The organism is Pseudoxanthomonas sp. 134C1 (assembly GCF_057773065.1).
Window position 1 is genome coordinate 22,484 of sequence record NZ_JBYMTH010000002.1, and the last position, 26,688, is coordinate 49,171.

At 67.5% G+C, this 26,688-nt stretch carries 23 protein-coding genes and 3 tRNA genes; 10 read left to right on the top strand and 16 right to left on the bottom strand.

From position 1 onward, the window contains the following. Positions 1-230: 230 nt before the first annotated feature. Entirely contained in the window at positions 231-1,004 is a 774-nt protein-coding gene (locus tag AC3DEZ_RS03945) for an SDR family oxidoreductase (RefSeq protein ID WP_447101885.1), read from the top strand. A gap of 144 nt (positions 1,005-1,148) precedes the next feature. Then, positions 1,149-2,084, top strand: a complete 936-nt coding sequence (locus AC3DEZ_RS03950) for a LysR family transcriptional regulator (RefSeq protein WP_488387071.1) — start codon at positions 1,149-1,151, stop codon at positions 2,082-2,084. A gap of 12 nt (positions 2,085-2,096) precedes the next feature. On the opposite strand, the gene AC3DEZ_RS03955 is transcribed toward AC3DEZ_RS03950, so the two are convergent. Further along, a complete protein-coding gene (locus AC3DEZ_RS03955) occupies positions 2,097-3,656 on the bottom strand; it encodes a protein adenylyltransferase SelO (RefSeq protein WP_488387072.1) in 1,560 nt (519 codons plus the stop codon). Positions 3,657-3,661: 5 nt separating this feature from the next. Beyond that, positions 3,662-4,405 (bottom strand): sulfurtransferase, encoded by a 744-nt coding sequence (locus AC3DEZ_RS03960; protein WP_488387073.1) that lies wholly within the window; start codon positions 4,403-4,405, stop codon positions 3,662-3,664. Between the two features lie 100 nt (positions 4,406-4,505). Between AC3DEZ_RS03960 and AC3DEZ_RS03965 the strand changes: the two genes are divergently transcribed. The 3 genes from AC3DEZ_RS03965 (at position 4,506) to AC3DEZ_RS03975 (ending at position 5,929) form a co-directional block, all read left to right on the top strand. Beyond that, positions 4,506-4,880, top strand: coding sequence for an ArsR/SmtB family transcription factor (locus AC3DEZ_RS03965; protein ID WP_488387074.1), 375 nt, complete (start codon positions 4,506-4,508; stop codon positions 4,878-4,880). Continuing rightward, positions 4,877-5,314 (top strand): SRPBCC family protein, encoded by a 438-nt coding sequence (locus tag AC3DEZ_RS03970; RefSeq protein WP_488387075.1) that lies wholly within the window; start codon positions 4,877-4,879, stop codon positions 5,312-5,314. Before AC3DEZ_RS03965 ends, AC3DEZ_RS03970 begins: the two co-directional genes overlap by 4 nt. Positions 5,315-5,377: 63 nt before the next feature. Then, a complete protein-coding gene (locus tag AC3DEZ_RS03975; protein ID WP_488387076.1) occupies positions 5,378-5,929 on the top strand; it encodes an SRPBCC family protein in 552 nt (183 codons plus the stop codon). Between the two features lie 24 nt (positions 5,930-5,953). Here AC3DEZ_RS03975 and AC3DEZ_RS03980 read toward each other — a convergent pair whose 3' ends face one another. Beyond that, positions 5,954-6,319 (bottom strand): DUF6164 family protein, encoded by a 366-nt coding sequence (locus AC3DEZ_RS03980; RefSeq protein WP_488387077.1) that lies wholly within the window; start codon positions 6,317-6,319, stop codon positions 5,954-5,956. A 162-nt stretch (positions 6,320-6,481) separates the two neighbouring features. Between AC3DEZ_RS03980 and AC3DEZ_RS03985 the strand changes: the two genes are divergently transcribed. Next, a complete protein-coding gene (locus AC3DEZ_RS03985; RefSeq protein WP_488387078.1) occupies positions 6,482-6,913 on the top strand; it encodes an FKBP-type peptidyl-prolyl cis-trans isomerase in 432 nt (143 codons plus the stop codon). Between the two features lie 34 nt (positions 6,914-6,947). Here the strand turns inward: AC3DEZ_RS03985 and AC3DEZ_RS03990 are convergent, their stop codons facing one another. Further along, positions 6,948-8,552: a serine hydrolase gene (locus tag AC3DEZ_RS03990; protein ID WP_488387079.1), complete on the bottom strand. Its 1,605-nt coding sequence runs from the start codon at positions 8,550-8,552 to the stop codon at positions 6,948-6,950. 120 nt (positions 8,553-8,672) lie between these two features. On the opposite strand from AC3DEZ_RS03990, the gene AC3DEZ_RS03995 reads away from it, so the two are divergent. Next, positions 8,673-9,947 (top strand): TIGR03862 family flavoprotein, encoded by a 1,275-nt coding sequence (locus tag AC3DEZ_RS03995; RefSeq protein WP_488387080.1) that lies wholly within the window; start codon positions 8,673-8,675, stop codon positions 9,945-9,947. A gap of 431 nt (positions 9,948-10,378) precedes the next feature. Here AC3DEZ_RS03995 and AC3DEZ_RS04000 read toward each other — a convergent pair whose 3' ends face one another. Next, entirely contained in the window at positions 10,379-11,998 is a 1,620-nt protein-coding gene (locus AC3DEZ_RS04000; protein WP_488387081.1) for an FMN-binding glutamate synthase family protein, read from the bottom strand. A gap of 274 nt (positions 11,999-12,272) precedes the next feature. Between AC3DEZ_RS04000 and AC3DEZ_RS04005 the strand changes: the two genes are divergently transcribed. Further along, the gene (locus tag AC3DEZ_RS04005; protein WP_488387082.1) at positions 12,273-14,897 is read left to right on the top strand and encodes a TonB-dependent receptor; all 2,625 of its coding nucleotides are present in this window, start codon (positions 12,273-12,275) and stop codon (positions 14,895-14,897) included. A gap of 50 nt (positions 14,898-14,947) precedes the next feature. Here AC3DEZ_RS04005 and AC3DEZ_RS04010 read toward each other — a convergent pair whose 3' ends face one another. Then, on the bottom strand, positions 14,948-15,856 hold the full coding sequence (locus AC3DEZ_RS04010; RefSeq protein WP_488387083.1) for a LysR family transcriptional regulator: 909 nt from the start codon (positions 15,854-15,856) through the stop codon (positions 14,948-14,950). Between the two features lie 131 nt (positions 15,857-15,987). Between AC3DEZ_RS04010 and AC3DEZ_RS04015 the strand changes: the two genes are divergently transcribed. Then, positions 15,988-17,187, top strand: coding sequence for a serine hydrolase domain-containing protein (locus tag AC3DEZ_RS04015; protein WP_488387084.1), 1,200 nt, complete (start codon positions 15,988-15,990; stop codon positions 17,185-17,187). Next, positions 17,184-18,374 (top strand): MFS transporter, encoded by a 1,191-nt coding sequence (locus AC3DEZ_RS04020; protein ID WP_488387085.1) that lies wholly within the window; start codon positions 17,184-17,186, stop codon positions 18,372-18,374. Before AC3DEZ_RS04015 ends, AC3DEZ_RS04020 begins: the two co-directional genes overlap by 4 nt. A gap of 30 nt (positions 18,375-18,404) precedes the next feature. On the opposite strand, the gene AC3DEZ_RS04025 is transcribed toward AC3DEZ_RS04020, so the two are convergent. The 10 genes from AC3DEZ_RS04025 to lpxK all read right to left on the bottom strand — a co-directional run bounded on the left by AC3DEZ_RS04025 (position 18,405) and on the right by lpxK (position 26,684). Then, positions 18,405-19,961 (bottom strand): EAL domain-containing protein, encoded by a 1,557-nt coding sequence (locus AC3DEZ_RS04025; protein WP_488387086.1) that lies wholly within the window; start codon positions 19,959-19,961, stop codon positions 18,405-18,407. Positions 19,962-20,108: 147 nt separating this feature from the next. After that, a tRNA-Leu gene (locus AC3DEZ_RS04030) sits at positions 20,109-20,192 on the bottom strand. A gap of 98 nt (positions 20,193-20,290) precedes the next feature. Beyond that, positions 20,291-20,364: transfer RNA gene (locus AC3DEZ_RS04035), tRNA-Cys, on the bottom strand. A 90-nt stretch (positions 20,365-20,454) separates the two neighbouring features. Continuing rightward, positions 20,455-20,530 (bottom strand) — tRNA-Gly (locus tag AC3DEZ_RS04040). Further along, positions 20,521-21,168 carry a CDP-diacylglycerol--glycerol-3-phosphate 3-phosphatidyltransferase gene (gene pgsA / locus AC3DEZ_RS04045; protein ID WP_488387087.1) on the bottom strand — a complete coding sequence of 216 codons (648 nt, stop codon included), beginning with the start codon at positions 21,166-21,168 and terminating at the stop codon, positions 20,521-20,523. The genes AC3DEZ_RS04040 and pgsA overlap by 10 nt, the downstream gene beginning before the upstream one ends. A 7-nt stretch (positions 21,169-21,175) precedes the next feature. Further along, complete coding sequence (gene uvrC / locus AC3DEZ_RS04050; RefSeq protein WP_488387088.1) at positions 21,176-23,023, bottom strand: excinuclease ABC subunit UvrC; 1,848 nt, start codon at positions 23,021-23,023, stop codon at positions 21,176-21,178. Beyond that, a complete protein-coding gene (locus tag AC3DEZ_RS04055) occupies positions 23,020-24,441 on the bottom strand; it encodes a redoxin domain-containing protein (RefSeq protein WP_488387089.1) in 1,422 nt (473 codons plus the stop codon). The genes uvrC and AC3DEZ_RS04055 overlap by 4 nt, the downstream gene beginning before the upstream one ends. A 25-nt stretch (positions 24,442-24,466) precedes the next feature. After that, positions 24,467-24,931 carry a low molecular weight protein-tyrosine-phosphatase gene (locus tag AC3DEZ_RS04060; protein WP_488387090.1) on the bottom strand — a complete coding sequence of 155 codons (465 nt, stop codon included), beginning with the start codon at positions 24,929-24,931 and terminating at the stop codon, positions 24,467-24,469. Beyond that, positions 24,928-25,689 carry a 3-deoxy-manno-octulosonate cytidylyltransferase gene (gene kdsB, locus AC3DEZ_RS04065; RefSeq protein WP_488387091.1) on the bottom strand — a complete coding sequence of 254 codons (762 nt, stop codon included), beginning with the start codon at positions 25,687-25,689 and terminating at the stop codon, positions 24,928-24,930. The genes AC3DEZ_RS04060 and kdsB overlap by 4 nt, the downstream gene beginning before the upstream one ends. Beyond that, on the bottom strand, positions 25,686-26,684 hold the full coding sequence (lpxK, locus tag AC3DEZ_RS04070) for a tetraacyldisaccharide 4'-kinase (RefSeq protein WP_488387564.1): 999 nt from the start codon (positions 26,682-26,684) through the stop codon (positions 25,686-25,688). Before lpxK ends, kdsB begins: the two co-directional genes overlap by 4 nt. Between the last annotated feature and the right edge of the window lie 4 nt (positions 26,685-26,688).

Here is a 26,688-nt window from a genome sequence, read left to right on the forward strand (position 1 = left end):
GCGCCCCGGCGGCTGCGATACCCGTTGCAGAAGCGATGCCAGTCGCGACCGTACATCATCGCCGCCAACGAATCTTGCGTACGGGCGGGACTAGGGTCGCGACTGACCTCGCTCCTGCGACACGGGAAGGACTGTTCGCGATTCCTGGACACTGCATCCAGCCCGCCCCGGCTGATGCGCGTGGGGTGGCGCTCCTAGACTGCGGCTTCCCCAACCCGCAGGAATTTCCGATGACCGATCACTCCATCCAGGGCAAGACCGTGCTGATCGCCGGTGGCGCCAAGAATCTGGGCGGCCTGCTGGCCACCGACCTGGCCAGCCATGGCGCCGGCGCCGTGGCCATCCACTACAACAGCGCCGCCAGCAAGGCGGACGCCGACCGGACCGTCGCCGCCATCCAGGCCGCCGGCGCCAAGGCCGTCGCGCTGCAGGGCGATCTGACCAGCGCGGCCGCGGTCGAGAAGCTGTTCGCCGACGCCGTCGCGGCGGTGGGCCGGCCGGACATCGCCATCAACACCGTCGGCAAGGTGTTGAAGAAGCCGATGGTGGAGATCAGCGAGGCCGAGTACGACGAAATGACCGCCGTCAACAGCAAGGCCGCGTTCTTCTTCCTCAAGGAAGCCGGCAAGCACGTGAACGACAACGGCAAGATCTGCACCCTGGTCACGTCGCTGCTGGGCGCGTTCACGCCGTTCTACTCGTCCTACGCCGGCACCAAGGCACCGGTCGAACACTTCACCCGCGCGGCGGCCAAGGAGTTCGGTGCGCGCGGCATCTCGGTGACCGCGGTCGGACCGGGACCGATGGACACGCCGTTCTTCTATCCGGCCGAGGGCGCGGACGCGGTGGCCTATCACAAGAGCGCCGCCGCGCTGTCGGCCTTCACTCCCACCGGGCTCACCCACATCCAGGACGTGGTGCCGTTCATCCGCCACCTGGTCAGCGACGGCTGGTGGGTGACCGGGCAGACGCTGCTGATCAACGGCGGCTATACCACCAAGTAAGCCCGCGCCGGCGTGACCTCCGCGGTCGGCGGCGCCACTGCCGCCGGCCGCCTTTCACATCGGCCCACTCCAACGTCTTCAGGCGGCTTGGACGTTTCCGCCGCCGCGCCGCCATACTGGCGGCGTCGATTGACCACACGTGCCATGGACAGAATCGATCGCTACCAGATCTTCATGCAGGTCGCCGAACTCGGCAGCTTCATCGGCGCGGCCAAGGCCCTGGGATTGCCGCGCGCGACGGTTTCGGCGGCCATCCAGCAACTGGAGTCCAGCCTGGGGACCCGGTTGTTCCACCGGACGACCCGGCAGACCCAGCTCACCGCCGACGGCATCCAGTTGCTGGAGCACATCCGCCCGATCGTCAGCGACGTGGAGGAGTTGGAAGCGCAGTTCCGCGACCGCCGCTCGCGCGTCTCGGGCCGGCTGTCCATCGATGCCCCGAGCCGGATCGTCCGGCGGTTGCTGATGCCGCAGTTGGACCAGTTCCTCGCCCGGCATCCGCAACTGGAAGTGTTCCTGGGCTCGACCGATCGGTTCGTCGATCTGGTGCAGGAAGGCATCGACTGCGCCATCCGCGTCGGCGAACTGGAGAACAGCAGCCTGGTGGTGCGCCCGCTGGGGAAGCTCGCCTTGATCAACTGCGCCAGTCCGGCCTACCTGCAGGCGCATGGTCACCCGGAACATCCGGATCATCTGGCGCCGCTGCACCGGATCATCGGCTACTCCATCACCAGCGCTTCGCGCGCCGCGGAATGGGACTACGTCACCGCGCACGGCGTCCCGCTCAGCGTGAACGCGCCGGCCACGGTCACCGTCAACAATGCGGAGAACTACATCGCCGCCTGCCTGGCCGGGCTGGGCCTGATCCAGGTGCCCCGCTTCGACGTGCAGCATCTGCTGGACGAGGGACGCCTGGTCGAGGTGATGCCGGACCGGCGGCCCGCGCCGATGCCGCTGTCGCTGGTCTACCCACATCGGCGCCAGCGCACCGCGCGGGTACTGGCGTTCTCGGACTGGTTCAGCGAACTGGTCGCGCCGCACCTGCTGGCGGACGACCACGGCGTCCGAGGACCCGGCTAAAAGGAGCCGCGCTCAGGAGCTGCACGACAGCATCGAGCAGCCGGCGCGCTCGCGTGCCCAATCGGGTCGCCGCAGGGCGAAGCGTTCGTTTCCGGGCTGGTCGTCGTAGGGCCTTCGCATCACTTCCAGCAGTTCGGCGATGCCACTCTCGTCGCCGGCTTCGGCGCGGTCGATCACCTGCTGGGCGAGGTAATTGCGCAGCACGTAGCGGGGATTGGCCAGGCGCATCCGCTCGCGGCGCGCGGCGGATGGCAGGCTGTCCGCCGCCACGCGTTCGCCCAGCCCGCGCAGCCAGTCCAGCAGTTCCGCGCCGATGGCGTCGCGCCGTCCCGCGTCATAGAAGGCCGTATCGAAGTGTTCCAGATCCGGCGCGGCCAGATCGGCGTCCAGCAACGCGCGGAAGAACAGGGTCATGTCGACTTCCCCGTTCCACAACAGTTCGTGCAGGCGGCGCATCCGCTCGGTGTCGCCATCGCGATGCGTTTCCAGGCCGAGCTTGCGCGCGGTGGTCTCGCGATCGGCGGCGGCATAGGCGTCGGCGTAGCGCTGCAGACCGTCCTGCAACGGCTCGACCGAACCGAACAGCGGCGACAGCGCGTGCGCCAGCCGGGTCAGGTTCCAGTACGCCACCTTCGCCTGCCAGCCGAAGCGATAACGTCCGCCGGCGGCATCGGTGGTGTTGGGTGTCCAGTCCGGGTCGTAGTTGTCGATCCAGCCGTACGGACCGTAATCGATGGTCAGGCCGAGCACCGACATGTTGTCGGTGTTCATCACCCCATGCACGAAACCCACCCGCATCCACTCTCCCATCAGGCGGGCGGTACGCTCGCAGATGCTGGCGAACCAATCGCCATACAGCGCTTCGCCTGTCCCGATGAGCCCGGGGAAATCCCGTTGGATACAGAAATCGGCCAGTCGCCGCAGCAGATCCACGTCGCCCCGGGAAGCCGGCAGTTCGAAGTTGCCGAAACGCAGGAACGAGGGCGCCACCCGGCAGACGATCGCGCCGGGCTCGGCTTTCGGGTGTCCGTCATAGAACATGTCGCGGACCACCGCTTCGCCCGTCGCCACCAGGCTCAGCGCACGCGTGGTCGGAATGCCGAGGTGGTGCATCGCCTCGCTGCACAGGAACTCGCGGATCGACGAGCGCAGCACCGCGCGGCCATCGGCGGTGCGCGAGTACGGGGTCGGTCCAGCGCCTTTCAGCTGCAGCTCCCAGCGCTGTCCGCGCGCGTCCAGGGTTTCGCCCAGGGTGATCGCGCGGCCATCGCCGAGTTGGCCTGCCCAGGCGCCAAACTGATGGCCGCCATAGTTCGCCGCGAACGGCTGCATGCCCGGCTCGACGGCGTTGCCGCCGAACACCTGCGCGAACGACGGGTCCGCCAGTTCCGCTTCAGTGAAGCCCAGCGTCCGCGCCATCTCGCGCGACCATGCGATCAGGCGCGGCGCGGTCACCGGCGTCGGCGTCACCGGCGACCACAGCGCCCCGAGCACCTCGCGTCGGCGCGGTCCCTGCTCCGGATCACCCGGCAGCTCGCGCACGAATGCGTTGTCATAGCGCAGTGCCCGCATGGCGATCACGCCTTTCCGGCGGCCAGCGGCTTCAGTTCCGGATCCAGCGCCACCCGTTCGTCGAACACGAAACAGCCGCCGTCGTAGCCGTGTCCACCAACCTCCTCGAAGTAGCCGAGGATGCCGCCGTCCAGTTGCAGCACATTGTCCATGCCGTCGGCGCGCATCCACAGCGCGGCCTTTTCGCAACGGATGCCGCCGGTGCAGAAGCTCACCACGGTGGCCTCCTTCAGTGCGTCGCGATGCGGCGCCAGCGCCTCGGGCAGTTCGGTGAAGCGGGTGATCGGCAGGGTCAACGCACCGGTGAACGTCCCGTGGTCGACTTCCTGCGCATTGCGGGTATCCAGCAGGACCACCTTGCGGCCATCGTCGTCGACGCCGCCCTGTCGCAACCAGCGTTGCAGGGTTGCCGGCGACACCGCCGGCGCGCGGGCGGCCAGCGGCGAAGCGTCGTCGCGACGGAAGCTGATGATTTCCGGCTTCACCTTCACCTTCAGCCGCGCGAACGGCGAACCCGCGCTGTGGCTGTACTTGACCCGCAGGCCGGCGAAACGCGGGTCCGCGCGCAGCGGCGCCAGGAAGTCCTCGATGGCGGCCTCGCCACCGGCCAGGAACAGATTGATGCCCTCCCCGGCCACCAGCACCGTGCCGCGCAGGTCCAGCGCCTCGCCGCGCGCGCGCAGCGCATCGGCGAAGGACTCGGGGGCATCGATGGCGGTGAAGTGATAGGCGGCGATGTTGACGATCATCCGCGCATTTTACCCGCGCCCGTCCCGTCGCCCGCCGGCATCCGGGAATAATTCAACCAAATGGTTGACAATTCATTTCGGAGGGCGAATCATCAACCTTATGGTTGAATATCCTCCCGCCCAGCTCGACAGCCTGTTCCACGCCCTGTCCGACCACACCCGCCGGCGCATGCTGCGCAGCCTCGGCGGTGAGGCACGCAGCGTGGGCGAGCTCGCCGCTCCGTTCCAGATCTCGCTCGCGGCCGCGTCCAAACACATCAAGGTGCTGGAACGGGCCGGCCTGGTGACCCGCACCGTGCAGGGGCGCACCCACCTGTGCCGGTTGCAACCCGAAGCGCTCGCCGCCGGCCAGGACTGGCTGCGCTTCTACGAACAGTTCTGGAACGAACGCCTGGACGCTCTGGCCGAAGCGCTCGCCGACACGCCGGTGCCTCCTTCCCCCGCCTCCCCTCCGACGCGCAGGAAGACGCCATGAACCCCACCGTCGACGTGCAGGTCAGCCGCGCCTTCGCCGCCCGCCCCGAAGCGGTTTTCGATGCCTGGCTGGATCCGGCCTGGCTGGGCCGCTGGATGTTCGGTCCCGATGTGCGCCCGGAAACCGTGCTGCATCTGCGGACCGAACCGCGGATCGGCGGCCGTTTCTCGTTCCTGGTGGAGCGCCAGGGCCAACGCATCGATCACGTCGGCACCTATCTGGAAATCGATCGCCCGCACCGGCTGGTCTTCACCTGGGCCATCCGTGGCGAATCCGATGACGACGGCAGCACGGTCGCCATCGATCTGGCCGCCACGCCGGAAGGCTGTTTGCTGACCCTGACCCACACCCTGCCCGCGCAATGGGCCGACTACGCACCGCGCACCCGGCAGGGCTGGACCACGATGCTCGACGCCCTGCATCGCCTGTTCTGATTCCCGCCACCGCTCACGGACGCTGTCGCACGAGGCACGTCCGCCCCAAGAGGAGATGCACCGATGAACAACGACTACGGCCAGCCCATCGCCACCGACGCCCTGCGCATCCAGCGCTCGCTGCCGGGCCCGATCGAACGGGTCTGGGCCTACCTGACCGAATCGGACAAGCGGGGTGAATGGATGGCACGCGGCGACATGGAGTTGCGTGTCGGCGGCCGCGTGCATCTGTTCTTCCATCACGCCAGCCTGTCCGCCGAGCCCGGCCGCGCGCCGGCCAAGTACCAGAGCATGGAAGACGGTGTGGGCATGGAGGGGCGCGTCACCGTCTGTGAACCACCGCGCCGGCTCGGCTATACCTGGGGCGAAGGCGATGGCAGCACCTCGGAAGTGCTGTTCGAACTGGAGCCACGGGACGACCGCGTGCTGCTGACGGTCATCCACGGCAAGCTGCGCGATCGCGAGGAAATGGTCAGCGTCGCCGGTGGCTGGCATGCCCATCTGGGCATCCTGCTCGATCGCCTGGAAGGTCGCGAACCGCGCAACTTCTGGCGGGTGCACGAGGGGCTGGAAGCGGAGTACGAGCGGCGCCTGCCGCCTCCCCGGAACGGGTGAGCCGCAGGTGCGCAGGCGCGCGGTTCAGCCGAGCAGCAACCAGGGCAGGGCCAGCGTCAACGCCAGGATGAAGAGGATCGCGCCGAGCGTGACCAGCACGAATACCGGGCGTTCGCGCAGCAGCCGCGCGAACGTCTGCGCGGTGCCGGCCTGCACCGCCTGCGCGTGCTCGTCGCGCGCGCGCTCGCGGCGCTGTCGCTGGTAATCGTCCAGCAGCGTCTTGGCGCGCGGATACTGCTTCGCATCGGACAACCACAGCGCGCCGTGCGAGATGCCCCACGGACTGGGCGGCGTCTCGTACCAGGCCAGGCCTTCGCGCTCCAGCAGCTCGCGGATCTCGCCGGCCTCGTCGTCCGGCACGCCGCGCAGATTGAACAGTCGTTTCGACATCGGGCCAGGCCCGGATTCCATGTGGCAGGGGCCGACATGCTACTGCAAGACCGGTCGGGCGCCGTACGCCAAACAGGCATCGCGGGCCCGATGAGCGTTGGAGGACTGAACGGCGGTGGCTGATCGAGTAACCTCGACGCATCTTTTCCACCGGATGCCTCCATGCGCCGTTTCCTGATGCCGTTCGCCCTTCTGCTGCTGGCCGGCTGCGCCGATCCGGGACCGCCTCCGGGCGGCAGCGTCGCCGAACTGCAGCGCATCGACGAACGTGTCGGCACCGGCGCCGTCGCCACGAAGGGCTCGGACGTCACCGTGCACTACACCGGCTGGCTCTACGACAAGCGGGTGCCCACTCAGCGCGGCGAGAAGTTCGACAGCTCGGTGGATCGCGCCGAACCGTTCACCTTCCTGCTTGGCGCGGGACGCGTCATCCGCGGCTGGGACGACGGCGTGGCCGGGATGAAGGTCGGCGGCAAGCGCGTGCTGCTGATTCCCTCCGATCTGGCCTATGGCCGCGATGGCGCGGGCGGTGTCATTCCGCCCAACGCCTCGCTGGTCTTCGAAGTGGAACTGCTGGACGTCAAGCCGCACTGATCCGGAATCCTCCCACAGGGGAAGGGAAGCCGGCCTACTTCTTCTTCACCGGCGTCAGCCGCAGGTCGTGGAAGTCGAAGCTGAAATCGGTCAGGGGTGAAATCGCCTCCATCCGCGCCTCGCGGATTTCGCCATCCGGCGTCAGCGCGAAGTTGAGGAAGGCATCGGCGTTGAGCCAGCGCTCGCGCCAGCGCACCACGAAGGTGTCATGCTGCCAGTGGCTCAGATCGCCGACCAGTTCGGCGGTCTTGCTGAAACGCAGCACCAGCTTGCCGCCCTCCTGGCTGATCACGACGTCGCCATACCAGGGATCACGCAGAGTGCCCGCGTACTTCGCCAGCGGCAACGAGGGCGTGGACTTGGCGTCGCGCGCGGCCAGATGCTTCTGCCAGCTTTCGTCGGCGTTGTCCTGCGATTTGGCCACCGCCTCCGCGTAGGCCGCCAGCCAATCCGTCTTCGGCGCATCCAGCATCGCATCCAGCGCACGCAGGGTCACCGCGTTGAACGCCGCGCCGACTTCCTGGCTGGTCAGCACCACCACGCCCAGCTTGCGCTCGGGGACCAGCGTCACGCGCGAGACCATGCCCGGCCAGCCGCCGGTGTGCCAGACCAGTTTCTGGCCACGGTAATCCGACAGCATCCAGCCTTCGCCGTAGCCCAGGTAGTTGGGCCTGGCCAGCTTGAGCGTCTCGATCTTCGGCTCCGAGACCGGAATCGGCGTGATCATCGACCACATGTCGCGTTGCCGCTTCGGCGTGAACAGTTGCTGCTGGCGGCCATCCTTGTCGGTGTAGGTGCCGCCGGCCAGTTGCATGCCCATCCAGCGGGTCATGTCATGCACGCTGGAATAGATGCCACCGGCGCCGGCCACGTTCGACCAGGTCATCCGCGGCGCGGGCTGCAGATCCTTGAAATCGGCCTTGGCATGGCCGGTGGCGACATTGTCGCCCGGCTTGAGCGCATCGCTGTTGAAGCGGGTCTGGGCCATGCCCAGCGGCTGGAAGATGCGGCTGCGCAGGAACTGCTCGTAGCTCATCCCGCTGACCTGTTCGATCACCAGCTGGGCGACCCCGAACAGGATGTTGTCGTAGGCGTACTGCGCGCGGAAACCGCCGGCCAGCGGCACATCCTTCAGGCGTTCGGCCACTTCGCGGTTGGTGTAGCGGGTGGTGGGCCAGTACAGCAGATCGCCGGCGCCCAGGCCCAGGCCGCTGCGGTGCGCCAGCAGATCGCGGATGCGCATCTCGCGGGTGACGTACGCGTCGGACATCCGGAACCACGGCAGGTGGTCGATCACCCGGTCATCCATGTCCAGCTTGCCCTCGTCGGCCAGCATCTCCAGCGAGGCGGCGGTGAAGGCCTTGGTGTTGGAGGCGATCGCGAACAGGGTGTGCTCGTCCACCTTCTCCGGCTTGCCCAGCTCGCGCACGCCGTAGCCGCGTTCCAGCACCACCTTGCCGTCCTGGATGATGGCGACCGCGATGCCCGGCACGTCGAATTGCTTGCGCACCGATTCGACATAGGCGTCGAAATCCTGCAGTTGCGCCGGCGCGGCCACGTCCTGCGCATGCGCGCCGGTCCACAGCCCGAACCCCAGCACCAGCGCGCCGGCCTGCCCGGCGATCAGCGGAATCCGCATCATTGAGCCCCTTGGAAAGCGAAGACGACCGCCAACGATACGTCAGCCCGGTGTCCGCGTCCCCCTGCCGATGGTCATCGTGGGCGCCGGCCCGGGAGGACGGCTTGGCATAATGTCGCGATGTCCGTCGTATCCCCTTCCGTCCCTTCCCTTTCTCCGGCCCGCGTCGCCATCGTCGGCGGCGGACCCGCCGGCCTGTTCGCCGCGGAACGCCTGCGCGCGGCCGGCCTGGAGGTGGACCTCTACGACGCCAAGGGCTCGGTCGGCCGCAAGTTCCTGATCGCCGGCAAGGGCGGCCTGAATCTGACCCATTCCGATCCCTTCCCCGTGTTCGTTTCCCGCTATGGCGCCCGCCAGGCGGCCGTGGCGGACTGGCTGCGCGGGTTCGATGCCGCCGCCCTGCGCGCCTGGGCGGCGGGACTGGGCGTGGAGACCTTCGTCGGCAGCTCGGGCCGCGTGTTTCCCCGCGACCTGAAAGCCGCGCCGCTGCTGCGCGGTTGGGTGCGACGCCTGCGCGATCAGGGGGTGCGCTTCCACATGCAGCACCATTGGCTCGGTTGGGCCGACGACAATCAGCTGCGCTTCGCCCACCCCGCGGGCGAAGTCCTCGTCCATGCCGATGCCGTGGTGCTCGCGCTGGGCGGCGGCAGTTGGCCGGAGCTGGGTTCCGACGGCGGCTGGGTGCCGCTGCTCACCGCGCGCGGTGTCGACGTCGCACCGTTGCGGCCCGCGAACTGCGGCTTCGACATCGGCTGGAGCGAACACCTGTCCAGCCGTTTCGCCGGCAGTCCCCTCAAACCGGTGATCGCGCACTGGCGCGACGTGGATGACGAGCCGCGGTCCCTGCAGGGCGAGTGCGTCGTCACCGCCACCGGCATCGAGGGCAGCCTGATCTACGCATTGTCCGCCACCCTGCGCGAAGCCATCGAGCATGACGGCGAAGCCATCCTGCACCTGGATCTGGTGCCGGGGCGCGATGAGGAGCGCCTGCGCCGTGATCTCGGCAAACCACGCGGCACCCGCAGCCTCAGCGATCACCTGCGCCGCGAAGCCGGCGTGTCGGGGGTCCGCGCCGCCCTGCTGTACGAAGTGATGGAGCGGGCGGCGATGCAGGATCCGGTGGCCCTGGCCCGGACCCTCAAGCGGCTGCCGCTGCGGCTGCTGCGTCCGCGCCCCATCGAGGAAGCCATCAGCAGCGCTGGCGGCATCCGCCTGGAAGCGCTGGACGGACACCTGATGATCCGCGCCCTGCCCGGCGTGTTCGCGGCGGGGGAAATGCTGGATTGGGAAGCGCCCACCGGCGGCTATCTGCTCACCGCCTGTTTCGCCGGCGGCCTGCGCGCCGCCGAGGGCGTGCTGGCATGGTTGGATGAACGCGCGGCGCCATCCCGCTGAGAGAAATCCCGCCCGCGACGCCGACGCGGGAAGCGAAAGAAAACGGCGGAGGGAAATTGCGGTTTGCGGCGTTCGACGGTGTGTCCGCCCGGCCCCGCCACCGCCATCCATGCCTGCCCCGCGGGCAGGACATGGATGGCGGGTCTTCCACACACCACACGCCGGAAGGCGCGATGTTCTTTCCTTCGATGTCCCTGGCATCGCCCGGACCGGAAACACACCACCACCTTGTCTGGTCGCCCGCGATGGCTGCGGCAGGCTGGAGAGAACCTGCGCGCAGCGATAGCGGGGCGTGCGCGTAAGATACAAAGCGGGACGTTGAATTTCGGTTAGCGTTTGACGTCATTGCGATGACAAACGCAGCTTCCGTTCACAGTTCGTGTTAACGCATCGGCATCAACTCATGCCGTTCCCGCATCAACGCCACGCCATCAGCACTTGCTGTCCTGCAGCGCACGCACGCGCGCGGGTGGACTGAACGCATCGCTGCGTGCTTCCGCCCAGAACTGCTGGAACACGGCATGCGCGGGAATCCGATCCAGCAACTCCCCCGGCTCCAGGAAGCGGTACAGCATCGCCAGCGAACGCACCTCGATCGGCGACACCCGGCGCAGGATGTGCTCCGGTCCGAGCTGCTGCGGATGCTCCAGGCCAGCCGCGCACAGCATGTCGCGCAGCGCCTTGAGCGTGTTGTCGTGGAAATGCTGCACCCGCACGGATTTGTCGCCGACGTCCAGATGCTTCCAGCGGCTCGGATCCTGGGTGGCGACGCCGGTCGGGCAGCGATCGTTGTGGCAGCTCTGCGACTGGATGCAGCCCAGCGAGAACATGAAGCCGCGCGCGGAGTTGCACCAGTCCGCGCCCATCGCCATCGTCCTGGCGATGTCGAAGGCGCTGATGATCTTGCCCGCGGCGCCCAGGCGGATGCGCTCGCGCAGCTTCAATCCCACCAGCGTGTTGTGCACCAGCAGCAGCGCCTCGTGCATCGGCACGCCGACATGGTCGATGAACTCGGCCGGCGCCGCGCCGGTACCGCCTTCGGCGCCGTCCACCACGATGAAGTCCGGAAGCAGGCCGGTTTCCTGCATCGCCTTGGCGATGCCGAACCATTCCCAGGGATGGCCGATGGCCAGCTTGAAACCGGTCGGCTTGCCGCCGGAGAGTTCGCGCAGGCGGGCCACGAACTGCAACAGTTCCACCGGCGTCGAGAACGCCGAATGACGTGCCGGCGACACGCAGTCGTATCCCATCGGCACGCCACGGGTGGCGGCGATCTCGGGGCTCACCTTGGCCGCCGGCAACACGCCGCCATGGCCCGGCTTGGCGCCCTGCGACAGCTTGATCTCGATCATCTTCACGGACGGCAGGCGCGCGTTCTGGACGAACCGCTCCTCGCTGAAACCACCCTGTTCGTCCCGGCAGCCGAAATACCCGGAACCGATTTCCCAGACCAGGTCGCCACCATGCTCGAGGTGGTATGGAGAAATGGAACCCTCTCCGGTGTCGTGATAGAAGCCGCCGCGCCGCGCGCCCTCGTTGAGCGCGCGTATCGCGTTCGCCGACAGTGCGCCGAAACTCATCGCCGAGATGTTGAACACGCTGGTCGAATACGGATGCGCCGTGTTGGCGCCGATGGTGACGCGGAAATCGTGCGAATCCACCTGGGTGGGCGCAAGCGAATGGTTGATCCATTCGTAGTCCACGCTGTAGACGTCCTGCTGGCTGCCGAACGGCACCACGTCCATCACGCCCTTGGCGCGCTGGTACACCAGCGAGCGCTGCTGGCGCGAGAACGGGACCTCGGCGGTGTCTCCCTCGATGAAGTACTGCCGGATCTCCGGCCCCACCGATTCCAGTCCGTAACGGAAATGCGCCAGCACCGGATAGTTGCGGCGCAGGGTACTGCGGGTCTGCAGCAGATCCCAGGTGCCCAGCAGCGCCAATGCGCCGAACAGGCCGGCCGGCCAGCCCCACGCGTGCCAATGGAATGACAGCGCCAGCGACAGCAACGCCAGCAGGATACAGAGCCCGTAGGCCAGGTAACGATTCATCACGCTCCTCGTCGGACCGGGCCACCGCGCTCCCTGCCCGTGCAACCGGTTTTCCGTCGGCGCTGCGCGCGCCGGTTCGTGCGGCACGGGCATCTTAATGTTCTCCCGTCATCGGCGTGCGACCGGCACCTGTATGGGGGCGTCGGCGGCAGGATTCGACAAGGCGGGTCAAGCGGAAAGACATGGCGATCGGTTATGTGGGGATGAGCCCAGGCCATTCGGCAGTGCAGCATCGACGTGCGGTAATCATGCGCCCACTGCTTGACGCCTTACGATGTCGCGAACCACCCCGCTTGCCCTGGCCATCACGCTGGCCATCACTTCTCCCCTCCTCCACGCCGAAGACGCCGCCACGCCCGCCGCCGAACCGGGCAAGACCCTCGATGCGGTCGTGGTCACCGGCTCCAACATCAAACGCAGCGACACCGCCGGGCCCAATCCGGTCCAGGTCGTCACCCGCGAGGAAATCGAACGCACCGGAAAATCCACCCTGACCGACGTCCTGCGCTCGCTATCGGCCAACGCCGGCAACAGCTACGACGAGCAGTACACCGGCAGCTTCTCGGCCGGCTCGGCCTCGATCGGCCTGCGCGGTCTGAGCCCGAAGAACACCCTGGTGCTGGTCAACGGCTATCGCGTGGCCAACTTCGGCTTCGCCCTGAACACCCAGGACACCTTCGTCGATCTCAATGCGCTTCCGATCAGCGCCGTCGAGCGTATCGAGGTGTTGAAGGACGGCGCTTCCGCGGTGTACGGCTCCGACGCCATCGCCGGCGTGGTCAACATCATTCTGCGTCGCAACTTCCAGGGCATCGAGGTGGGCGGCGCGGTCGGCGGCGCCACCCGCGGCGGCCTGGACGAGCAGAAGGCCAACCTGCTGCTGGGCTTCGGCGATCTCGAGCAACAGGGCTGGAACGTATTGTTCGGCCTGGATCTGCTCAAGCGCGAACGCCTGGACGCGGATGAACGCGCCTTCACCCGCAGTGGCGACTTCCGCGACAAGCCCGGCGGCCGCCTGGCGGGCTGGTCGACCGCCGGCGGCAACTGGCTGCTCAATCCACGCCAGCCGACCCCGTTCTCTCCCTGCCCGGATGGCAGCGTGCTGCGCCCCTACAGCGATTTCGGCAGCACCCTGCCCGGCAATGCCTGCGCCTTCAACGCGCAGCCATACAAGACCCTGCAGCCAGGCGCCGAACGCATCCAGGCATCGCTGAGTGCGACCTTCCGCCTGGGCGAGCGCACCGAGCTGTTCGCCGATCTGCTCTATAGCCACAACCAGGCGGACCAGATCTTCAGCGCGCCGCTCACCGTCGGCCCCGGCCTGCGTGCCTACAACCCGGCCACCGGCACCCTGGTGGACATTCCCGTGGCGCTGCCGGTCGGCCACCCCGACAATCCCAACGGCGTGCCATTGCCGTTCGAATACACCTTCTTCGATCTCGGCCCACGCCTGAAGGACAACACCCAGGTGTTCTATCGCGCCCTGGCCGGCCTGCGCGGGCAGACCGAGCGCTGGGACTGGGAAGTCGCGGCGGACACCTCGCAGAGCCTGCAGCGCGAGTACGTCGACAACTTCATCAACCGTTATGCGTTCGAGCAGATCCTCGCCGACGGCAGCTACGACTTCCTGGCTCCTTCCAACACCCCGGCGCCGTTGAATGATCTGCGCCTGCAGACCAAGCGCCCGGGTTACTACCGGCTGGACGCGATCAGCGCCAAGGCGTCCACCTCCTTCCTGGAACTGCCCGCCGGCGCCATCGGCTTCGCCTGGGGCGCCGAGTTCCGTCGCGAGTCACTCGATGCCCGCACCAGCCGCCAGGTGCTGTCCGGCACCGAACTTCGCCCCGCCATCAACATCGTCAAGGGCGAGCGCAAGGTCAGCGCCGCCTACGCCGAGTTCAGCGTGCCGCTGCACCAGACCCTGGAACTGCAACTGGCCGGCCGCGCGGATCACTATGATGACTTCGGCAATGCCTTCTCGCCGAAGGTGGCGTTGCGCTGGCAGCCGCTGGATTCGCTGCTGCTGCGCGGCTCGTTCTCGCGCGGTTTCCGCGCACCGTCGCTGCCGGAAATCGCCCCCGGCCAGACCATCAGCTACGGCACCGTGGTGGATCCATTCGACCCGCTCTCTCCCGGCGGCAGCCGTGGCGTCACCAACGTGCGCACCGGCAACCCGGATCTGGACGCCGAGCGTTCGAAGAACTTCAATCTCGGCGCGGTCTGGTCGCCGGACGCCGATACCAGCATCGGCATCGACTACTACCGCATCGAACAGGACAACCTGATCAAACCGGACAACGCGCAGTTCATCGTCAACAATCCCACCCAGTTCCCGGGCCGGGTCATCCGCGACGCGCAGGGCCGCATCCAGATCATCACCAACCAGTATTCGAACCAGGGTGAACTGAAGACCTCCGGTATCGATCTGGATTTCAGCCGCACCTTCCGCACCGCCGCCGCCGGCAACTTCATCCTGGCCGGAAGCTGGACCCACCTGCTGGAATTCGAGCAGCCGCTGGTCGCCGGACAGGCGCCCTACGACGGCGCCGGCAACAACCGTCTTGGCGCGCTGCCGAAGAACCGCGGCACCACCTCGCTTGGCTGGGAAGCCGGCGATTGGGAAAGCACGCTCAGCCTTCAGTACATCGCCGGCTACGATCAGCGCGTCTCCACCCAGGCCAGCAACCCGGGTCTGCGCGACAAGGTCAAGCCCTATCACCAGTTGGATCTGTACGTGGCGTATCAGGGCATTCCCAAGACCACTCTCTCGCTGGCGGTGCAGAATCTCACCGACAAGGATCCGCCCTTCGACCCGGCCGGCGGTTCCAACGGCTTCGACATCACCCAGTACAACCTGCGCGGCCAGTTCGTCTCGCTGGGGGTGAAGTACCGGTTCTGAAAAGGATGACGTGGCGGCGGCGGAGAGCCGCCGCCGCGTTCCTTCGCCCGTCAGGATTTTGCCGGCCTGCCGGTGCAGCAGGTCGGCAGCAGATGTTCGCCGACGAAATCAACGAACGCCCGCAGCCTGGGGGAAACATGGCGTCCGGACGGCCATAGCAGGTAGAGATTCCCCGGTGCGTCCACGTAGTCGTCCAGCACCGTCACCAGTTCGCCATTGCGCAGCGCTTCGCGCACCGAGTGATCCGGCACATAGGCGATGCCGAGTCCCCGCCTGGCGAAACACACCCGGGTTTCGATGTTGTTGCACACCATCGATTCCGGCACCCGCAGGTCCGCCGGCGCGCCGCGCAGTGGCCAGCCCTCGATGCGCCCACTGCTTGGATTGCGGTACTGCAGGCAGAGATGTCGCTCAAGATCCGCCGGCTCGCCAGGCGTGCCGCGTTCCTCCAGATAGGCCGGCGACGCCACCAGCCGGCGATGGAAATAGCCGATATGCCGCGCGGTCAGCCGCGAATCGGACGGTTCGCCGACGCGCAGGACCGCGTCGAAGCCTTCCTCGATCACATCGACCACGCGATCGGTGAAATCCAGATCCAGCAGCACGTCCGGATAGGCGCGCATGAAATCCGCCAGCACCGGAAGGGCCAGATCGCTGATCAGCGGCAGGCTGATCCGCAATCGGCCTTGCACATGGCCCGCGTGATGCGACAGCTCGGCCTCCGCAGCCGCCACCTCTTCCAGGATCCGCCGGCAGCGCACCAGGAACAATTCGCCTTCCGCGGTCAATGCCACGCTGCGTGTACTGCGATGGAACAGGCGCACTCCCAGACTCTGTTCCAATCGCGACACGCTCTTGCCCACCGCGGCGGCGGAGACGCCCAGCACGCGACCGGCTTCGGCAAAGCCGCGCGTCTCCGCGACCTGCACGAAAGTTTGCAGACTGCCCAGGCTTTCCATTCACATCTTCCCATTGCGGACATTCCTGTCCGCGCTGAAGCGAACTCTACCCGCCTTTATCGCCCTGCAAAGCGTCACCACCATGACGGCTCATTCCACGCCTGGAACCCTCCATGCCGTCGCATTCCCCCATGCCTACCCAGCAGGTCGTTTCGTCACCCATTCCCCTGCTCACCTCCGCGGTCGACGCCGCACTGGATGCCGCGCTTTCCGAACAGCGCCTGGTCGGCGCGGTCGTGCTGATCACGGTTGACGGCCAGATCCGTTATGCACGCGCCGCCGGCTGGGCGGATCGCGAGGCGCGACGCCCGATGAACCGCGACGCGCTGTTCCGGCTGGCATCGGTGAGCAAACCCATCGTCTCCACCGCCGCGATGGTGCGCGTCGCCCAGAGACGGCTGGATCTGGACGCGCCGATACAGCGTTGGCTGCCGGATTTCCGACCCGCGCTCGCTGACGGCAGCCAGCCCGACATCAGCGTGCGGCAACTGCTCAGCCATACGGCCGGACTGGGTTACCGCTTCCTGGATCCCGCGCCGGACGGCGACGGACCGCATGCACGCGCCGGCGTATCCGACGGCATGGACGACCACCCCGTATCGCTGGCGGAAAACCTGCGCCGCATCGCGCAGGTCCCCCTGCAATACGCACCGGGCACCGCCTGGGGATATTCACTGGCGACCGACGTGCTGGGTGCATTGCTGGAAGCCGTCGATGGCCAGCCGCTACCGATGGTGGTGGAAACGGCGGTGACCGGTCCCCTGTCGATGCGCGACACCGCATTCCATGCCCTCGATCCGGCGCGGCTCGCCACCGCCTATGCCACCGCCGACGGCGCGACCCCGCCGCACCGATTGCAGGAAGGCGAAATCGTCTCCCCCTTCCCCGGGCTGGCGGGCATCCGTTTCAATCCGTCGCGCGCACGGGACCTGCATGCTTTCCCTTCCGGCGGCGGCGGCATGGTTGGCAGTGCCGATGACCTGATGCGCCTGCTGGAAGCACTGCGTCGAGCTCGTGTTCCCTCGCTGTCGGCCGGTTGGATCGCGGAAATGGGACGCGTGCAGAGCGGCCTGCATGGACCTCCCGACAATCCCGGCGTGGGCTTCGGCCTGGGCTTCTCCGTCCTGCATGACCCCGTCGCCGCCGCCAGTCCCGAATCCGCCGGTACCTGGCGCTGGGGCGGCGCCTACGGGCACAGCTGGTTCGTGGATCCGCCGCATCGCCTGAGCGTGGTGGCGTTGACCAACACCTTGTACGAGGGCATGTCGGGTGCTTTCGTCACCGAACTTCGCGATGCGATCTATGCAGGCTTGCGCGGAGCGGCGGCATGAGTGCCTATGACGGCAGCGGTGGGATGAGCGCGTCTTCGGCGAGCGTGACACCGCGTCTGCCATGGACCGGGCTGCTGGCGCTGGCGTGCGCGGGGTTCATCACCATCCTGACCGAAGCCCTGCCGGCCGGCCTGCTGCCGGCCATGAGCGCCGGGCTCCGGGTCGGCGAAGCCTGGGTGGGACAACTGGTCACCGTCTACGCGCTGGGTTCGCTGCTGGCGGCGATTCCGCTGGTCGCCGCGACCCGGCATTGGCGTCGACGGCCGTTGCTGCTGGTGGCCATCGCCGGTTTCGCCGTGGCCAATTCGGTGACCGCCATTTCGCCGTTCTACGGCGTCACCCTGGTCGCGCGCTTTGTCGCGGGCATCAGCGCCGGCCTGCTGTGGGCGCTGCTGGCCGTCCACGCCAGCCGGATGGTCGCGCCCGCCCAGCAGGGCCGCGCGATCGCGGTGGCCATGGTCGGCACGCCGCTGGCGCTGTCGCTGGGGATTCCGGCCGGCACCGTGCTGGGTCAGGCGATCGGATGGCGCTGGACCTTCGGCCTGATGTCGTTGCTCAGCCTGGGGTTGCTGGCGTGGACGCGCGCGTGCCTGCCGGATTTCGCCGGTCAGGCGGCGGGTGCGCCGTTGCGGCTGCGCCGGGTGCTGGCCCTGCCCGGTGTCGCGCAGGTCCTGGGGACGATGCTGCTGTTCGTGCTCGCGCACAACGTGCTGTACACCTACATCACGCCCCTGCTCGTGATCGCGGGCGCGGACGCCATGGTGGAACGTTATCTGCTGCTGTTCGGTGTCGCGGCGCTCATCAGTATCGGCGTGGCCGGAGCGCTCATCGATCGTTGGCTGCGCGGACTGACGCTGGCGAGCCTTGTCCTGTTCGGGATATCGACGGTGATGATGGCGTTGTGGCCGGATGCACCGATGCTGCTCGCGGCGGCGACCGCGATCTGGGGACTGGGTTATGGCGGGGCGGCACCCCTGTTCCAGACCGCGCTCACGCGCAATGCCGGCGACGCCACCGATGTCGCGCAATCGATGCTGGTTACCGGCTGGAACATCGCGATCGCCGGTGGCGGCATCCTGGGTGGGCTGCTGCTTCAGGGCATCGGCCCCGCCAGTTTGTCCTGGTCGGCGCTGTTGTTGTTGCTGCCGGCCATCGGGTTGTCCCTGCCCGCGCGTGGCTGGCGATGAACGCGGGCACATGGCGGCCCCGGAATCGCCTCACGCTTTTCCGGACGATCCGGACATCATCGACCGCGCCAGCGCTTCGGCCGTATCGGGTCGGCCGAAGTACCAGCCCTGCGCCAGCACGGCCTGGTCCGGGTATTCCAGCATGCGTGCCTGTTCCGCGGTCTCGACCCCTTCGAACACCAGGCCCGCCCCCAATCGACGCGCAATGGCCAGGATCTCGGGCAGGATCGAGCCTTGCAATTGCGGCGCCGTTTCCGGCAACAACGAACGATCGACCTTGATGTAGTCGATCGGCAAATGCTGCAACTGGCTCAGGCTGGAGTAGCCGGAGCCGAAGTCGTCCACGTAGATCGGATGGCCGAGCCAGCGCAGGCGTTCGAGTTCGGGCAGGATGTGCCGCAACTCCGCCGTGGAACGTTCGGTCAATTCGAAGCCGATGTGCCGTCGCGGCAGGCCCGGCGGCCAATGAAGGTCCAGGGTTTCCATCAGGCTGCCATCCACCAGTTCGGGGGAGCTGACGTTGATGGTCACCCGGAAATCCGGGAAGGCCTCGAATAGATCGCGGTTCTCCGCCAGGACCGTGCGCACGACAAACGCGGTGACCTCCGCAATCATGCCCGTGCGCTCGGCTTCCGCGATGAACACTTCGGGCGACACCGGAACGTCGCTCCAGCGGATGAGCGCTTCTGCCGAAACCACGCGTGCAGGTGTCTCCAGCGCGACGATGGGCTGATAGCGCAGGGTGAATCCTCCCGCCGCAAGCGCCCGGCGCATCCGCGCCGCGAGCGCGCTCCAGCGGCGATGCGCGGCCAGCGCAAGCCACCCCAGGCCGGCTCCGAGCACGGCCCCCAGGAGGACGATCATCCGGCTCGCATCCCTTTGTGCGCGTTCACTCGCCTCCAGGGTGGTGATGACCGTGGCACAGAGCGGGAATCGACGCGAACAGAATCGCGTGCCCTCATCGATGCCGCGGACTCGTCCTGCTTCGATGAATCCAGGCAGGCGCTGCGCGTTGAGCCCGATGACCAGGCGTGTCGTCCTGTCCCGGAGTCCGATCACGTAGTACAGGCCAGGCGACCTCGTCACCCGGAACGCGTCGAGGTCCACTTGCAGGCTCGACCTCTCCGTCCGTGTCACCAGTCCGAACGAATCCGGATCCGACAACAGCGGAACAGTCCAGTAAGCGGTCAACCCATCCACCAGCGCCACCGGCTGCTGCCGGGGAACCAACGGTTCCGCCAGTACGCCCAGGATGGTCGTGCAGGACAGGTTTCCATTCGAAAAACGTCCGAGGTCCTTGGTGAACTTGGCCCTCGCGAAGACCGTGCGCAACAGCCGCAGATCCTCGACCGAGCAGTCGGACCGCGGCGAGCGGTCCGCGGCGTCCAGGGTGTGCTTCACGGCATCGAGTACCAGATCGATCTGGCCAACGACCCGTTCACCCTGTTCGTTGATCGTCCAGGCCAGCAACCGCCGCGCGACCAGATCCCGTGTCTGCAACGCCGTGCCGATCACGGAAAGCAGCACCAGCAGGAAGATCAAACGACCTGCCCAGCGCGAGGTTGTCCATCTCTGTGCCTGGATCATGGATATCGGCTCTTGGCGATGGGGATGAATGGTCGCCCGGGCCCGCGCCCGGGAATGTCATCCCGGCGGCTCCCCGCTGCCGGGATTCCGGACAGTCCCTGATCGCGAAACGGGATCCCGCGCCGGAATCCCGTTTCTTCGTCATCGTGCCCGGACCCGGAATCGAACCGGGATGGCCTCGCGGCCGGCGGATTTTAAGTCCGATGCGTCTACCAATTTCGCCATCCGGGCATGCGGATAGCGTGCCTGAGCGGGCGCGGGATGGAAAGTCACGAACCATTCCGTTCGTCAGGCACAAAAAAACCGACCATGCGGTCGGTTCTTCTGGATGGAGGCCTGGGTCGGAATTGAACCGGCGTACGCGGATTTGCAGTCCGCTGCATAACCACTCTGCCACCAGGCCGATGGCGACTGCGCGAGACTCGCGCAATCTCGGCGCCATTTCAAGCGCCTTACAAAACAAAACCCCGCGAACGGGGTTTTGTCCTGAATATGGAGCGGGAAACGAGACTCGAACTCGCGACCCCGACCTTGGCAAGGTCGTGCTCTACCAACTGAGCTATTCCCGCGTGGTGAAGTTGGAAATTTTACCGGTATCCCGAGAGCTGTCAACTGCTTTCTTCTCGTCGGCCCGCAGAATCGGCCAAGCCGCATGCAGGTACTGGAAACCGGACCAGAGCGTAAGTATAGCCGCGATCGCCAGCAGCCAGTCGCCGATCCTGAAAATCCATTCACCCAGCCAGATGTCCGCCCGGTCCACCGGGCCCGGGGTGGCGGCGTACAGCAGGCAACCCAGCGCGACCATCTGCACGATGGTCTTGACCTTGCCGATGGTGGCCACCTTGACCCGTGCGCGCTGGCCGAGTTCGGCCATCCATTCGCGCAACGCCGACACCGCGATTTCGCGGCCGACGATCACCGCCGCCCAGATCGCCATCCACATGGTCGGGTTGTCCTGCACGATCAGGAACAGCGACACCGCCACCATCAGCTTGTCCGCCACCGGATCCAGGAATGCGCCGAAGGCCGAGTACAGGTGGTAGCGCCGCGCGATCCAGCCATCCAGCCAGTCGGTGACCGCGGCCAGGATGAAGATGAAGGCCGCCGCGAAGTTGGTCCATTTGTGCGGCAGGTAGAACACCAGCACCAGCACCGGGATCAGCACGATCCGCAACAGGGTGAGCCAGGTGGGGAGGGTCAACTTCATTGCTTTTCTACTCGTTTCCCGCAATCGGCGCCGGCAACCCGTGCAGGTTAGCGTAGATCCGCTCGGCGAGCGCGGCGTTGACGCCTTCGACCCGGGCGATCTCGTCCGCGCCCGCGGCCTTGAGCCCGGCCAGACCGCCGAAATGCTTCAGCAGGCTGGCGCGCCGGCGCGGGCCGATTCCGGGGATGTCCTCGAGCTTGCTGGTCATTCGCGCCTTCTGGCGCTTGCCGCGGTGGCCGGTGATGGCGAAACGGTGCGCCTCGTCGCGGACCTGCTGGATGAGCTGCAACGCCGGAGAAGCCGCGCCCGGCCGGACCTCGCGGCCATCGGCCAGGACCAGGGTTTCGTGGCCGGGCCGGCGTTCCTCGCCCTTGGCCACGCCCACCAGCACCACGCTGTCCACGCCCAGATCGGCCAGCACGCCACGGGCCTGCGCCAACTGGCCGGCGCCGCCATCGATCAACAGCACATCCGGCAACACCCCGCCCTCTTCCACCGCGCGGCGGAAACGGCGTTCGATCGCCTGGTGCATGGCCGCGTAGTCGTCACCGGGCTCGATGCCGGTGATGTTGAACCGCCGGTACTGCGCACGAACCGGACCATTGGCGTCAAACACCACGCAGGAAGCGACGGTGGCCTCGCCCATGGTGTGGCTGATGTCGAAGCATTCGATGCGCTGGGCCGGCTCGGCCAGCCCCAGCAGTTCCTGCAGGGCTTCGCTGCGCGCGGTCTGCGCGCCACGGCTGGTCAGTTCGGTCACCAGCGCAATCTCGGCGTTGCGCCGGGCCAGGTCCAGGTAGCCCGCGCGTTCGCTGCGCACGTTCCATTTCAGCTGCACCTTGCGGCCGGCCGAGGTGCTGAGGGCGGTCTCGATCAACTCGGCATCCGGGATTTCCCGGTCCAGGATGATTTCCTGCGGCGGAGTCTGCTCGCCGTAGTACTGCGAAACGAACGCGGCCAGGACTTCCTCCGCGTTCTCCTCGCCGTTGGTGCGCGGAAAGAACGTGCGCGTGCCGAGGTTGCGACCGTCACGGAACGCCAGCAGCAGCACGCAGGCGGAACTGCCGCGCATCGCGCACGCGAGCACGTCCAGATCGGCGGCATGACCGTCCACGTACTGGCGTGCCTGCAGGCTGCGGATCGAACCGATCAGATCACGCAGGCGCGCGGCTTCCTCGAACTCCAGCCGCTCGCTCGCGGTCTCCATCGCCCGGCTGAGCTCACCGGTCAGTTCATCGCTGCGGCCATCCAGGAACAGCCCGGCCTGGCGCACTGATTCGGCGTAGCTGGCCGGTTCCACCAGATCCACGCACGGCGCGCTGCATCGGCCGATCTGGTACTGCAGGCAGGGACGCGACCGGTTGCGGAAAACACTGTCCTCGCAGTTGCGAATCTTGAACAGCTTCTGCATCAGGTTCAGCGTTTCGCGCACCGCGCCGGCACTGGGATAGGGGCCGAAGTAGCGGCCCGGTATCGCCCGTGGTCCGCGGTGGAACCCGATCCGCGCCCATGTTTCCTGGGTCAGCAGGACGTAGGGATAACTCTTGTCGTCGCGCAGCAGCACGTTGTAGCGCGGCGCGAGCGACTTGATCAGCTGGTTTTCCAGCAGCAGCGCCTCGGCCTCGGTGCGGGTGACGGTGACGTCCATCCGCGCCACCTGCGACAGCATCGACAGGATGCGCGGCGTCTTCGGCGTGTTGCTGAAATAGCTGGACACGCGCTTGCGCAACGCACCTGCCTTGCCGACATACAGCAGGCTGTCGTCGGTGGCATACATGCGATAGACGCCCGGCGCCAGGCTCAAGCCTGCCGCGAACGCCTTGCCATCGAAACCCGTGGACTTGCGACCGCTCATTCGTCGATCGGCACGTGGCTCAGTTCGCCGCTGGTGATGTCGTAGCGCAACACCGCGTGCGCGTCAGTCTCGGCAATCCAGAGCGTGCCCTCCGAAAGCGCCAGGCCGGTCGGGCCATGCAGGGCGCGCGGCAACGCCACGCTGGTGAGTTCACCGCCGCCCAGCCGCAGCGTGCGCAGGCTGCCGTTGCCGCTGTCGGCGATCCACATCTGCGGCGCGTCCGTGCTGACCGCGATGCCCTGCGGATGTTGCAGGCGCGCGCTCTCGCGCGGCCCGTCCTCGGCACCGAACACCCAGGGTCCCTGCCCGATCAGCGTCTGCACGACACCGGTGCGCAGGTGCAGCGAACGGATCGCGGAACCCAACGCGTCGCACACGTAAAGCGTCTGGTGCACCGCGGCCAGCGCGGCGGGCTGCGCGAACGCCGCCATGGGCCCGCTGCCGTCACGCACTTCCAGTTGCCCCGAACCGGCCCGCGCGCTCAGCTCGCGCGTGGCGAGGTCATAGCTCCAGATCCGGTTGTCACCGCCCATCGCGATGTGGATCTGATTGTTGCTGGCCGCCAGCGCGAGCGGCTGGTTGAGCGCGACGCCGCGTGGCTGGCCGACGACGCCTTCCACGGGTTCGCCCGCGCGCCCGTTGCCGCACAGGGTATCGACCGCACCGGTCGCCAGATGGATGCGGCGCAGCGCGTGATTGCCGGTGTCGGCCACGTACAGTGACTCGCGCACCGCCACCAGTCCATGCGGATTGCGGAATGCGGTGTGGGTGTGATCGCCGTCGATGAGGTCGGCGGCCGCCAGCCCGAACTGGCGCAGCACGCGGCCGGAATGGGTGCATTCGAGAATGCGGTGATGGCCGCTGTCGGCGACGAACAGGCGTTCCGGGGTCGCCGCGACGCCCGTCGGGAACCGCAAGGCCAGGCGGGGTTCGGGGTGGCTCTCGCGCGGGCTCCGGAGATCGTCATCGATGGGCCGGGCCAGGGTTTCGCAAAGCGCGGACACGGAGCGGTCCAGTTCGGCGCTGTTGTCGACCCCGACCAGTCGATGGCGAATGACCCCTTCCCCGTCAATCAGCAGTACGGTCGGCCAGGCGTCGATGCCGAACGCCTGCCAAGCCGCCCAGTTGGCGTCGTGCGCAATCGGGAAACCGATCCCGTGGCGGCGCAGGCGCTTGAGCGCGGCCTGCGGATCCCGTTCGCTGTCGAAGCGCGGCACGTTGACCACCAGGGTCTGCAGGCGGCCCAGGTGGCGCGCCTGCAGGGTGGCCAGTTCGTTCAGGCGCTGACCGCACCAGGCCGAAGCCGCGTTGACGAAAGCCAGCGCCACGATCCGGCCGCGCTGTTCCAGCAGCGAGCCGGAAGGCGCGTTGAGCCAGGGCAATCCCTGGGGAAGTTCGGGAGCGGTCGTGGCATTCATGGTCCGCTCCGATTATGCCGTAGTCCTACTCCGAGGACAGGCGCCGGACCGCCGCCCGTGCCGCGGAATCGACCAGTTGCCAGACCCGGTCGAAATCCCCGGGGCCGCCGGTGTACGGATCGGGGACGTTGCCGCCCGATTCGATACCGGTCCACTCCAGCAGCAGGTCCACCTTGTGCGCCCGATCCGCCGGCGCCATTCGTCGCACATCGCGCAGATTCTGTCCGTCCGCGCACAGCAGCCAGTCGAAATTCTCGAAATCCTCGTACCGCAGCTGGCGCGCACGCAGGCCGGCGATGTCCACACCATGCTGGCGCGCGCAGGCGATGGCCCGGCGATCGGGCGGTTCACCGGCATGCCAGTGGCCGGTACCCGCCGAATCCACCTCCACCCGGCCCGCCAGTGGCGAGGCGGCGAGATGATGGCGAAGCGCCCCTTCGGCCATGGGCGACCGGCAGATGTTGCCCAGGCAGACCACCAGCAACCTCATGCGCCGCGTGTCCAATGCTGTTCGGCGCGGGCCAGGTCCTCGGGTGTGTCCACGCCCGGCGGGAACGGTTCCGGCGTCAACGCCACCGCGATGCGGTGCCCCGCCTCCAGCACCCGCAACTGCTCGAGCGATTCGATCTGCTCCAGTTGCCCGGGCGGCAGGCCGGTGAAGCGACGCAGGAATCCCGCCCGGTAGGCATAGATGCCGATGTGGCGCAGCCAGGGACCCGACGGGAGCGTGTCGCGATCCCGGGCGAAGGCGTCGCGGTGCCACGGGATCGGTGCGCGGCTGAAGTAAAGCGCATCCCCGCCGGCCGTGCGCACCAGCTTGACCGTATTGGGATCGAACAGGGCCTCGGCTGTTTCCACCGGTGTCGCGAGGGTGGCCATTTCCGCGCCGCTGTCGATCAGTACCCCCGCGACCGTGCGGATCCCCGCAACCGGCGCGAACGGTTCGTCGCCCTGCAGGTTCACCACCACCGCCTCGTCCGGCCAGCCTGCGATATCGGCGCATTCGGCGAGCCGGTCGCTGCCGGAAGCATGGGTCTCGCGGGTCATCGCCACCCGCACGCCAGTCCCTTGCAGCGCCTCCCGGATGCGCACGTCGTCGGTGGCGACCCAGACTTCCTCCGCTCCCGCCGCCAGCGCGCGGCGCGCGACATGCAGCACCAACGGGTCGCCGCCAATCAGGCGCAGCGGTTTGCCGGGCAGCCGCGACGCGGCATAGCGGGCGGGGATGGCCACGATGAATCCGGTCATGGGCTCGAAGCTTCCGTTTTGGGCAACCGATCCAGCAGCGCCACCCAGAAAGCCTCCGGCAGGCGCGCCGACACCGGCACACTGAAATACCAGTCCTTGGCCAGGGCGGCGCATTTCACCGCGTCCTTCTCGGTCATCAGCACCGGCAGTTCGCTGCCGAAGGCGAAGTCCTCGGCGCGATAGGCATGATGATCATCAAAGGCATGCGGGACAACGCCGATACCCAGGCCGCGCAGATTGTCGAAGAAGCGCTGCGGATGCCCGATGCCGGCCACCGCATGCACGCGCTGTCCAGCGAACGTGGCGAGCGGCCGCGGCCGCCCGCCACGCAGCGGCTGGGCCGCTTCGGTGTGCAGCTGCATCGGCCATTCTCCGAACGCCGGTTCACCGCCATTGAGCACCCGGAAATCGCAGGTCGCGCCGCGTTCGATCGGCTCGCGCAGCGGGCCGGCCGGCAGCAGGCGGCCGTTGCCGTAACGCCGCTGTCCGTCGATGACCTCGATCTCGATGTCGCGCTCCAGCCGATAGTGCTGCAGCCCGTCATCACAGACCACGACGTCGCAGCCGGCGGCGATCAGCGCACGCCCGGCGGCGACCCGATCCCGATCCACACGCACCGGCACGCCGGTCCGGCGCGCGATCAGCACGGGCTCGTCGCCGCCCTGCTCCGGTGGCGTGGCCGCTTCCACCCAGAGGGACTGGTCTTCGTTGGCGCGTCCGTAGCCCCGGCTCGCCACCCCCGGCTTGAAGCCCGCCTCACGCAGGCGCTGGACCAGACCGATGGTGAGCGGCGTCTTGCCGGTGCCGCCGACGGTGACGTTGCCGACGACGATCACCGGCACGGTGAGCCGGCGCCGGCGCAGAAAGCCCCAGCGATACAGCCGCGCGCGCAGGCCGATCAGCGATCCATAGATCGCCGCCAGCGCCCGCGCATGGATCGGAACGGGCGCATCGGAATACCAGTAGGCGGGAGGAACGTGCCGGGACTTTCTCACTTCG